The 10407-nt window shown below is 37.5% G+C and carries 9 protein-coding genes; 1 reads left to right on the forward strand and 8 read right to left on the reverse strand.

Annotated features, from left to right (window positions below):
* Positions 1–291: 291 nt before the first annotated feature.
* Both ACLFMM_RS07250 and ACLFMM_RS07255 read right to left on the reverse strand, forming a co-directional pair.
* Entirely contained in the window at positions 292–1128 is an 837-nt protein-coding gene (locus tag ACLFMM_RS07250; protein ID WP_410808056.1) for an ABC transporter permease, read from the reverse strand.
* Positions 1125–2327 (reverse strand): quaternary amine ABC transporter ATP-binding protein, encoded by a 1203-nt coding sequence (locus ACLFMM_RS07255; RefSeq protein WP_410808057.1) that lies wholly within the window; start codon positions 2325–2327, stop codon positions 1125–1127. Before ACLFMM_RS07255 ends, ACLFMM_RS07250 begins: the two co-directional genes overlap by 4 nt.
* A 397-nt stretch (positions 2328–2724) precedes the next feature.
* Between ACLFMM_RS07255 and cca the strand changes: the two genes are divergently transcribed.
* Complete coding sequence (gene cca / locus ACLFMM_RS07260; RefSeq protein ID WP_410808058.1) at positions 2725–4089, forward strand: CCA tRNA nucleotidyltransferase; 1365 nt, start codon at positions 2725–2727, stop codon at positions 4087–4089.
* Between the two features lie 3 nt (positions 4090–4092).
* On the opposite strand, the gene ACLFMM_RS07265 is transcribed toward cca, so the two are convergent.
* The 6 genes from ACLFMM_RS07265 to ACLFMM_RS07290 form a co-directional block, all read right to left on the reverse strand.
* On the reverse strand, positions 4093–5442 hold the full coding sequence (locus ACLFMM_RS07265; protein WP_410808059.1) for an ADP-dependent glucokinase/phosphofructokinase: 1350 nt from the start codon (positions 5440–5442) through the stop codon (positions 4093–4095).
* A 27-nt stretch (positions 5443–5469) separates the two neighbouring features.
* The gene (pfkC, locus tag ACLFMM_RS07270) at positions 5470–6930 is read right to left on the reverse strand and encodes an ADP-specific phosphofructokinase (protein WP_410808060.1); all 1461 of its coding nucleotides are present in this window, start codon (positions 6928–6930) and stop codon (positions 5470–5472) included.
* Positions 6931–6945: 15 nt separating this feature from the next.
* On the reverse strand, positions 6946–8130 hold the full coding sequence (gene argJ, locus ACLFMM_RS07275; protein ID WP_410808061.1) for a bifunctional ornithine acetyltransferase/N-acetylglutamate synthase: 1185 nt from the start codon (positions 8128–8130) through the stop codon (positions 6946–6948).
* A gap of 16 nt (positions 8131–8146) precedes the next feature.
* On the reverse strand, positions 8147–8614 hold the full coding sequence (locus ACLFMM_RS07280) for a CBS domain-containing protein (RefSeq protein ID WP_410808062.1): 468 nt from the start codon (positions 8612–8614) through the stop codon (positions 8147–8149).
* Between the two features lie 53 nt (positions 8615–8667).
* Positions 8668–9681 carry an N-acetyl-gamma-glutamyl-phosphate reductase gene (gene argC, locus ACLFMM_RS07285; protein ID WP_410808063.1) on the reverse strand — a complete coding sequence of 338 codons (1014 nt, stop codon included), beginning with the start codon at positions 9679–9681 and terminating at the stop codon, positions 8668–8670.
* Positions 9682–9934: 253 nt separating this feature from the next.
* Positions 9935–10407: redoxin domain-containing protein (locus ACLFMM_RS07290; protein WP_410808064.1), on the reverse strand; the 473-nt coding region annotated here is incomplete at its 5' end.

The following is a 10407-nucleotide window of genomic DNA, read 5'->3' on the forward strand; positions in this document are numbered from 1 at the left end:
TCTTCAGTCTGCTCACCTGTTCCATCTTCAGTCTGCTCACCTGTTCCATTATCGCCATCCTGTGCACATCCTGCACCAGCAATAGCTAACAGGAATACCAAACCGATTACCAATAAAGATTTGGCTTTTTTACTTTCTATCATATTATGCAACCTCTCTTAATATTTCTCTAATCATTTAAAGATTTCTAATTGTTCTGTATATCTATTAAAAGATAGATATATGTATATTTCAACCTGTAAATTATAAGAGCAATTCTTAAATAGTTTTCCGTAACATAGAAAAAATATTTTACTCAGGTGTAAGTCCCTGAGTAAGCCTGTCAAGAATTATGGCAATTATAACGATACCAAGCCCTGCTTCGAAACCAAGCCCAATATCGACTTTATTTATACCTTCAAGGACCTGAAGTCCAAGTCCACGAGCACCAATCATTGATGCAATAACAACCATGGACAATGACAGCATAATGACCTGATTGACACCTGTCATAATGGTCTGGAGAGCAACAGGCAATTGTACCTTAACCAGTTTTTGCATGGGGGTCGATCCAAACGCATCAGCAACTTCCACAAGCTCAGTAGGTACTTGTCTGATACCAAGGTCAGTAAGACGAATACCAGGTGGCATTGCAAAAACTATGGTTGCAATAAGTCCCGGTACGTTACCAAGTCCAAAGAATATAACTGCCGGAATCAGATAAACAAACGGTGGCATCGTCTGCATAAAATCAAGTATCGGTTTTATGGCAGATTTGACATTATCATTTTTTGCACTCAAAATTCCAACAGGTATTCCTATGGTCATAGCAATAACTGCAGATGATATAACAAGAGCTAAAGTTTGCATGCTCGCTGACCATAATTGTAAATTGTCAAGTACAAAAAATCCTATACCACCAATCGCTGCAATCTTCCAGTTTCTCCTTGTAAGGAAATAGGCTGCAACAATAAACAATACAATAAATAACCAGTTTGGTAGGTATAACAAAATATCAAGGAAAAGGCCTAACAGGAAATTCAATATTCCACTAATTCCATCAAGTATGAATCCGAATGCAGCATCTATCCAGTTTACTGCATCTTCTACAAAATCACCTAATGGCATCTTTGGAAGTAATGGGCTCATTGTTCTTCTTCCTCCATTGCAATTGCTCCGAGAATTCCACCACGGACAAGTACTCCCAGAAGTCTGTTACTATCATCTACTACAGCTACGGGATACGAACTGTCTGCTATCATTGGTATGATTTCTTTCAACTGTGTCCCTTTTGTTGTTGTTGGATACTCTCTTATAATTACATCTTCAAGATTCTTTTTGTTTCGTCTAGCCTCAGCAGCATCTTCTACAGTAACGATTCCTTCAAGTTTTCTGTTCCGATCAACCACGAATATCGATGATATACCGTGTTCTCTCATCAACTGCAGTGCTACACTTGGACCAGATTTGATGGATATAACAGGCTCAGGCGGCATCATAATTGATTCTGCAGTAAGAACCTTTGATTTATCCACACCTGCAATAAATTGTGATACATATTGGTTTGCAGGTTCTGTAAGGATTTCTTCTGCAGTACCTACCTGTACAATCATTCCGTCTTTCATGAGTGCAATTCTATCACCTATTTTAAGAGCCTCATCAAGGTCATGGGTAACGAAAATAATTGTTTTGTGTACCTGTTCCTGGAGTGAAAGAAGTTCATCCTGCATTTCACTGCGTATCAGTGGGTCAAGAGCACTGAATGCTTCGTCCATGAGCAGGAAGTGTGGGTCAGTAGCCAGAGCTCTGGCTAGTCCAACTCTTTGTTGCATACCACCACTAAGCTGTGTTATCCGACTTCCTTCATATCCTGAAAGTCCCACAGTTTCAATGGCTTCACTGGCTGCTTTATGACGCTCTTCTTTATCTACTCCATAAACTTCCAGTCCATAGGCAACATTATCCAGCACAGTTCGGTGTGGTAGCAGTGCGAAGTTCTGGAAAACCATACTCAATTTTTCTCTACGTATTTTCCTGAGTGTTTCCATATCCATTTTCGTTATGTCTTCGCCTTCGATGTAAATCTCACCATGTGTAGGAGGGATAAGACGGTTTATACATCTTAATAACGTGGATTTTCCAGAACCAGAAAGCCCCATCAAAACGAATATTTCTCCTTTTTTGACCTCAAAATTAATGTTGTAGAGTCCTACAGTTTGCCCGGTTTTTTCATGTATTTCGTTTTTTGAATATCCCTCATTTATTAGAGATATCGCTTTATCTGGTTCATCTCCAAATATTTTTGAAAGATTTTTGACCTCTATTAGTACTTCCTCTTCATCTGTCAATTTAAAAAACTCCATTCAAATTATGTTGCTCTTTCTAATATTTTATACAATACAGAACGGTGTAAGCATAGCAAATTTACTATAACTCCTTGTTGATGTGTCATAACCAGACATTATTTTAACCTAAATTTATATCTCCAGTTTGGGTATATATAATTTATTCAGGTATATATATTGCCGTTTAAACTTGTATAATTACTTCTGGTGGTGATAAATAGCAAATAATTTTTCGAATCATACATATATTAGACAGTATATAAGTTTTCTCAATTTACTTTTGCCCAATATATTTATAAATGTCTGGTATTTATCAGAACTGAAAAATCGATTCTGTATCAGGTTAATAATTGTTGTCGATGTATTACCACAACCCTATTTATACATCCAGTGTTTTACAATGAAAGAGAAAATGACAGAAATACCTGAAAACCTTAAAAAATCAGTACTTGTAAAGATAAAACCGACACCATATGAGCAAAAGTGTTTGTTTAATGTAGCTGATTACCTGATAAAAAGGACGAGTTCGATTGCATCTGAACTGAATTTAACAGGGGTATCAGCACGGTTAGTAGGTTCAGCAGCAAGAGGTACATGGTTGTCGGGTACACATGATCTGGATATATTCATTCTTTTTCCAGAAGATACAGACCCAGAATATCTGGAATATTACGGCTTGAAAATTGCCAGAAAAGTTGCAGAAGAATCGGATATCTGGCAGGAACAGTATGCAGAACATCCCTATATAAGTCTGAAATTCAAAGGTTATGATGTAGACTTAGTACCATGTTTCAGGGTGTCGTATGCATCAAACATCAAATCCGCTGTAGACCGCACACCCTTTCATAATGAATTCATAAAGGAAAATATTAAAGGGCTCGAAGATGATGTCCTTCTTTTGAAGCAGTTCATGCATGGGATCGGTGTGTATGGTTCTGAGCTTAAAACAAGAGGTTTTTCAGGATATTTTGCAGAGTTACTGGTTATATACTTCGGTTCATTTGATAACCTGCTAATATCAGCCTGCGACTGGTATCCTGGAATGACCATCGATATGATGGGTCATGGGACACTGAACCATGAAGAACCATTTATCATGATAGACCCGACTGATCCTAGGAGGAATGTTGCAGCAGCTTTATCCGTTGATAAACTGGCAGAGTTTGTGGATAAATCCCGCAGTTTTCTTGAACATCATTCAAAGGATTTTTTTTTCCCAAAACCTGTAATACCTTTAACCGATTCTGAAATAAAGAACCGGCTCAAACTACGAAACAGTTCAATGGTTGCTATTGTATTTGAAACACCTGATGTGGTTGAGGATGTGTTTTATCCACAGTTATACAAGATGGAAAATTCAGTTCCATCATTGCTTGAAAACCATGATTTTTCTGTTTCCAATACAGGTTCATGGGCAGGTAATTACTCGGTAATATTAATGGAACTTCTTAATTCGACTCTTCCAAATGTCAAAAAACATCAAGGTCCACCGGTTTGGATACACAAACATGCGGATAAATTCAAAGCCAAATATAAAGATTCTGGTAATATATTTTCCATGTATATCGAAAATGGGTCATACATCGTTGAAAAGGTCAGAAAATATACAGATGTGAAAACCTTGATTGAATCAAAACTGTTAACATGTTCACTGGGGAAACACACTCTTAAAAGCATAAAAAAAGGATTTGAAGTCCTTGAAGATGATGAAATCTGCAGGGTAAAAGACCCGGAGTTTCGTATATATCTGAGAAAATGGCTGTAATTCTCAGATTTTATTTGTTTGTTGTGTTTTAACCAGTTCCAGCTGTTTTAGATAAGTGCCAGCGCAGAATGTATCACCCAGTCCAACAGTTGATATAGGGTTTTCTGAAATAAGGGTTGGGATTATTCCGACACTATAATCAGAGAAATTACCATACACTCCACTGTTATATTCCTGACCGTTTATATATTCTTTAATTTTCTGTACTTCTTTCAACCCAAAATCACTTTCATCCAGTATGGATGAAGTTTTTTCAACATATTCTCTGTTTTTCAGCTTACCTGTATCTGCAAATACCGCTGCACATTTTACTCCAAAATTCATGGCCTCAAGTTCACAGATGGCATCGAAAACATCCGGTTTGCATACACAAAGCGTAAATTCCCGTGTGTGGATTATAAATTTTTGTAATCCGGTTTTGGAAATGCATTGTACTGATGCTTTGAGAATGGGAATAGCCTGCATCTGTAAAATTTTATTTGTAGGTACCTCATGTATTCCGTGTAACATTGCAAGTTCGTCCTCATTCATTCCCATACCATCAACATATTCTGCCAAACTAGAAAATACATATTGTGCAAGCTTTTCATTTGAAAAATGTCCAAGTTCTACATGGAGTAATAGTTCGCTGTTTAATTGTTTCCAGATTTTAATCTGCTTAAGAGACTTCTGGAATTTATCAACATAACTTGAACCATCTGGATAGTTTTCCTGAAGCATATGAAATCCAGAAATTAATGCACCATCCATATTGTGAATATTTTCTCTGGCATAATATTCAAAATCGGGATTGATTGCAAGTTCAATATTTAAATGGTCATATGTAGCAATAAATCGGTTTTCTCTTGGTACTGTTATAGTATTACCGCTTAATGTAAACTTGTCACCTTTTTTAAAGTCAAACACAAAATGTATCAGTTCTTTATCTTCATCGATGCCATTTAGGTCATTGCAACCCGGGAATACAATTGTTCCCTTTGTAAATGCATCAAGCTGAGTTTTTGATGGTTTTGCAACATTTGGAACTACTTTGCTGGCGCCCATTATTGAGAGTACATTTGACATTATACCGCAGTTACCACCCATACGTATAAGGGATCTGTCAAAAAAATTGTCTTTTAAAAACTCAAAAACTGAATCATCATGAACCAGCCACTCAGCACCAGACCCCTCACGCATACAGATAATAAGACCAGCAATAAAATCAGTTATAGTGTCAATGCGATTGGGCGGATTTTCTATTTTTTCAATGATATCGTCATGGTTAAAGGATTCAAGCAATTGGGAGATTTCGCTACCTTTTGTTCTGTAAACTGAATCGATGTTTGCATTATATCCGCAGAGTATATTCATTAAAAGTGCTCCTGTTTTTTGCGTTTTTTATTTCATTTTTGCCAGTATAGCTGCAAAGGATGCTGCAGATATCACATCACCTATACCCACGGTTGCAACAGGATTGTCCACCACCTTTGTAGGTATAATTATAACATCATGTTCTGGTGTGCGGACATATCCTTTTTCACAATCTTCTGACTGACAGATGCCCTCTCTTGCAAGATATTTGCCCAATGATTTGAGGTGATCGTGCCCATCTTCTGAAATAGGAGTTTCAAGACCTGTTTTGATATCATCTATCGATTCGATGTTTCCAAGCTTAGCCTTGGCTGCTGAAGCTGTTGATGCGAACAGAAGGGCGTTTCTATGTTCTTCTGTATCTACAGGATGGTCTTTTGTAACAACACAGATAAAATACCCAAGTGCATGTACATGTACCCTATCCAGTTCAAGCTCGTATAACAGACGAACAGCACCTTCATAAAGTGCTGAAATACCTTTCTCGGTTTTGTTGATGACGGCATAGGCAAGTTCTTCATAATCAAGAACGTTCAGTGCGTTTGCAACTTCTATCGTGTCAAGACCCAGAGAATGTACCTCCTGGCGTACAATATCCTTTAAAATCCGTTCCCGTATGAATTTGTTCTGTATAGAAGTGAATTCTACATGAATGCGAATATTAGGATTACCTTCTTTTAATTTCCTGATAGCTTTAACCGATTTTGTAACATAATCAAGGTATGTTGAACCGTCATCATATTCCTCTTTAATCATCTGATACCCTGAAAGTACAGCACCATCAACACTTTTTCCAAGTACTGGGAGATGATCATAGAGCTCTTTACCCATATCTATACGGAGCCATATGGGTCTTGAAGAGATTATAAGACGGTTATCCCTGGGAACAACAAATTCCTCTTCATCATATTCTACATCAAGACCTTTTGAAAATTCCAGTATCCAGTTAACCTTGGGTTCGTATTCAGATTTGTAGGCATCCATCGGATGTTTTAGAACCAGTTTTCCGTTCTCAACAATAGGATAGAACAGGTTTCCAGAGTTTACAAAATATTCAGCCTGTTCCTTGGAAAGCCAGGGTACATAGGTAATAACCTTTTTTATACCGATATTTGCCAGAAAATTTGATATGATACCGGTCTGCCCTCCCATATAGGAATTATCAAAATTAATATGGTCTGTCAACCATTCATGAATATCAGTCGAGTATGTGGGTACCTCTGCAGCTTTCCCATCACGCATGGCGATTATTAATCGTGCCAGAAGGTCGTCAGGGTCTTTAATCACCCTTGGAAACGACATCGACCTGTGTTTCACATTTTCCAGATTTACATGTTTTAACAGTTTGGCAATATCTTTCTTTTCAATGTGTTTTATGGCATCTATATTACTGTTGTATGCGACAAAAATACCGTTGATGTTCTCAAGTGATTTGCTGATGTCCGAAAAGGCTTCAGAATGTTTATTTTCCCAGTATTCAAGCTCCATTATTATGTATTCACCTTATGTTGTATATTCTGCATTGATTTTTATATAATCATATGTAAGGTCACAGCCCCACGCTGTTGCGTCTTTGTTCTTAAGACCAAGGTTGATATGGATTTTAATTTCCTTATTTTCCATTATATTTTGAAGTGTGTCCAGTGATTCGTTATCATTTTTGGTGATTCGACCATTTGTTACAAGGTCTATAATATTTTCATTATCTGAAAATGACAGGGATATTCTATCCTGTTCTATATCCGCGCCTGAATAACCAATTGCAGCAATTACCCGTCCCCAGTTCGGATCTTTTCCAAATATAGCAGTTTTGACAAGTGGTGAACGGACAATAGCTTTTGCCACAAGTTGGGCATCATTTTCGGTCTGAGCACCTTCTACTTTTGCTTCAATCAGTTTGGTAGCACCTTCCCCATCACGTGCAATCATTCGGGCAAGGTCGGTAAGTACATAATCAATACCTTTCTGGAAATCATGGATATCAAGTTCAACCCCTGATTTACCTGTTGCTGTAAGCAGCACCATATCATTGGTACTAGTATCTCCATCCACTACTATCATATTGAAGCTTCTATCAACACTGGTTTTTAAGCATTTGTTTAAATTATCAGAACCTATTATTGCGTCTGTGTATATAAATGCAAGCATTGTACCCATATTAGGTTCAATCATACCAGAACCTTTTGCAATTCCACCTATACGTACTCCACAATCAAGTTCTATTGCTGATTCTTTGGTAAAGGTATCGGTGGTCATTATTGAGCGAGCAGCGGAATTACTATTTTCGGGACTGTTAGATATAGAATTCAAAACTTCATCTATATGCCTGTCAATCCATTCAGTATCCAGCTTCCTGCCGATTACACCTGTAGATGCGACACCAACCAGTTTTTTTGGTGTTCCAAGTTTTTCAGCAAGCAGTTCTGTCATATATTCTGCATCAGCATATCCCTCTTCACCGGTAAATGCATTAGCATTGCCACTGTTCATGATTACCGCAGAAAGGGACCCTGTCTCAGCAATTTTTTTTCTGGTGACCACAAGGGGAGCAGCTATTACTTTATTGCGTGTGAAGACTCCTGCTGCACTACCTTCTGCTTTGATGATTCCAAGTCCCATTTTACCGGGTTTGATGCCACCGGAATATACCCCTTTTACAGCACATATTCCTCCGTTTATCGGTTTCATTTAATTACAGACTCCTTCAGGACCTTGAAAGACCTGTGATTATATCTCCCCTTGTAACAATACCGACAAGTTTACCGTTTTCTACAACCGGTAACCGGTTTATTTTATGTTTTGTCATCAATTCGGAGGCTTCTTCTATCGAGCTTTCAGGAGATATGGTGAATACATCGGTCTTCATAACCTCTTTAACTTTTTTATCTCCAAAATCACTGAGCATGTGTTTGGTTTCTTCCCAACTTACCAGTTCCCTGATAGGTATTTCAATTACTTCAAACGGACTGGGGAGCCATAATCCTCCATGATGTGGTATTTCGAGGAACCTTAAAAGGTCTTCTTCAGATATTATGCCTACAATGTTATCATTATCATCTACTACAGGAGCACCACTTACTCCGTTCTTTTTAAGGATTTGTGAAGTACTTCTTATACTATCTTCAGAATTACAGTAAATCACATTGGGGTTCATCACGTCTTTTACTTTCATACATTCACCTGTATTTCTATATATTATCGGGTTCTTTATTAATAAGGTTATATTCATGGTGACATCGCAGGTATCCAGAGACCCTCAGTTTCGTCAAATCCACACATGAGATTCATATTCTGGATTGCCTGCCCTGCTGCACCTTTTACCAGATTGTCTATTGCTGAAATTACAACAACCCTGTTGTTGTTCACGTCGATTTCAAACCCGATGTCACAGAAGTTTGACCCTTTAACTGCACTAAGAGTTGGAATATTGTCAATGACACGTACAAATGGTTCATCTTTATAAAATTCTGTATACATGGACTTAATTTCATCGGTTGAAACCTGTTTATTAGTAAATATATGAGCGGTTGTCAGAATACCCCGTATCGATGGAATTACATGGGGCGTGAAATTGACATTTATCAGGGATTCATCCATAAGACTCAGTTCCTGGAAAATTTCTGCGTAATGCCGGTGTGAGGTTAGTTTGTAGGGCTGAACATTTTCAGCCATATTGGGATAATGAGATTTGTGGGTCGGGTTAACACCGGCACCTGTGATACCTGATTTTGAATCAAATATAACAGAATTTATTAATTCGGATTTTGCAAGAGGTGCTGCTGAAAGAATGGCACCTGTCGGATAACAACCAGGGTTTGCAATTAGATGATTTTCTGAAATTTCCGGATGGATTTCCGGGAGTCCATATGTGACATCCCTTTTGTCGGTGTGTTTTATCCCGTACAGCATTTCAAATGTTTGGCTATTAATCCTGTAATCAGCACTTAAGTCAATTACTTTTGTATTTTCGCCCATAATATCCGGGACAATATTCATAGAAGTTCCATGGGGCACGGCAAGGAATATCACATCACATCTGTTTCTGAGGTCTCTGGGGCTAACATCTTCAAATTCCAGGTCTAAAAAAACCTTTAGATGCCTATGCACATCGCTTACCTTTTTACCTGCAAATTTCCTTGAAGTACATATCTCAATATTAGTGTATTGATGATTTGACAACAGTCGTATCAATTCTCCACCTGTGTAACCAGAACCACCAATAATTCCGACATCAATCATTGAATTCATATCTCCTCTTTTTATCCTCTTACTTTCTATTATTATTATTATTATTATTACTGAGAAATTTGATTTTAGCTTTGCGACACATAAATTTATTTAGCATTAATTATACTTACGGATATGAATAGGACTACATGTATTAATTTTTCTGGTTAACATCAGAATAAGATGGTAATTTCTACCAGTTTTATGTGGTGGTATTATTATAGAGTTACCACAATCCTGCATTAAATATTAAAAAACTGCTTCATTATTCAAGCTTATCGAGAATTTCGTTTATATCAGGAACTTCCCCCATCGGATAAACTTTTACAGAACTTACTTTCTGGTTTTCATCAATTATTACGTTAGCTCTTTCTGATGTACCGTGTTCTTCATTGAAAATCCCATAAGCGTTTGCAGTTTCCCCATGAGGCCAGAAATCAGAAAGTATGCGTGTGGATTCAATACCCAGCTCAATAGACCATGCATTTTTTGAAGGGACAGTATCTACACTGATGCCAAAGGGTATTGTGTTTAGTTTTTCAAACCTCTTGTAATTTTCTTCCAGTAATTGCATGTGTTCAGCACATACACTAGTCCATGCAAGTGGATGGAATGACAACAATACCTTCTGGTTTTTAAAATCAGACAGTGTTATTTCTTTATCGCTCTGGTCTTTTAATGTAAAATCTATAGATTCTTTACCTTCTTTAATAGTTTCAGGCATTAATAACCCCCACT

It is taken from the genome of Methanohalobium sp., from assembly GCF_046546175.1.
In the GTDB taxonomy this organism is placed as follows: Archaea; Halobacteriota; Methanosarcinia; order Methanosarcinales; family Methanosarcinaceae; genus Methanohalobium.

Excerpts from the sequence above, each read along its gene's own strand:
- pfkC (WP_410808060.1), bottom strand. The coding sequence starts at position 6,930 with ATGGAGCTTGAATACTGGGAAAATAAACATTCTGAAGCCTTTTCGGAC.
- ACLFMM_RS07280 (WP_410808062.1), bottom strand. The coding sequence starts at position 8,614 with ATGAAAGTAAAAGACGTGATGAACCCCAATGTGATTTACTGTAATTCT.
- argJ (WP_410808061.1), bottom strand. The coding sequence starts at position 8,130 with ATGAAACCGATAAACGGAGGAATATGTGCTGTAAAAGGGGTATATTCC.
- cca (WP_410808058.1), top strand. The coding sequence starts at position 2,725 with ATGAAAGAGAAAATGACAGAAATACCTGAAAACCTTAAAAAATCAGTA.
- argC (WP_410808063.1), bottom strand. The coding sequence starts at position 9,681 with ATGATTGATGTCGGAATTATTGGTGGTTCTGGTTACACAGGTGGAGAA.
- ACLFMM_RS07250 (WP_410808056.1), bottom strand. The coding sequence starts at position 1,128 with ATGAGCCCATTACTTCCAAAGATGCCATTAGGTGATTTTGTAGAAGAT.
- ACLFMM_RS07265 (WP_410808059.1), bottom strand. The coding sequence starts at position 5,442 with ATGAATATACTCTGCGGATATAATGCAAACATCGATTCAGTTTACAGA.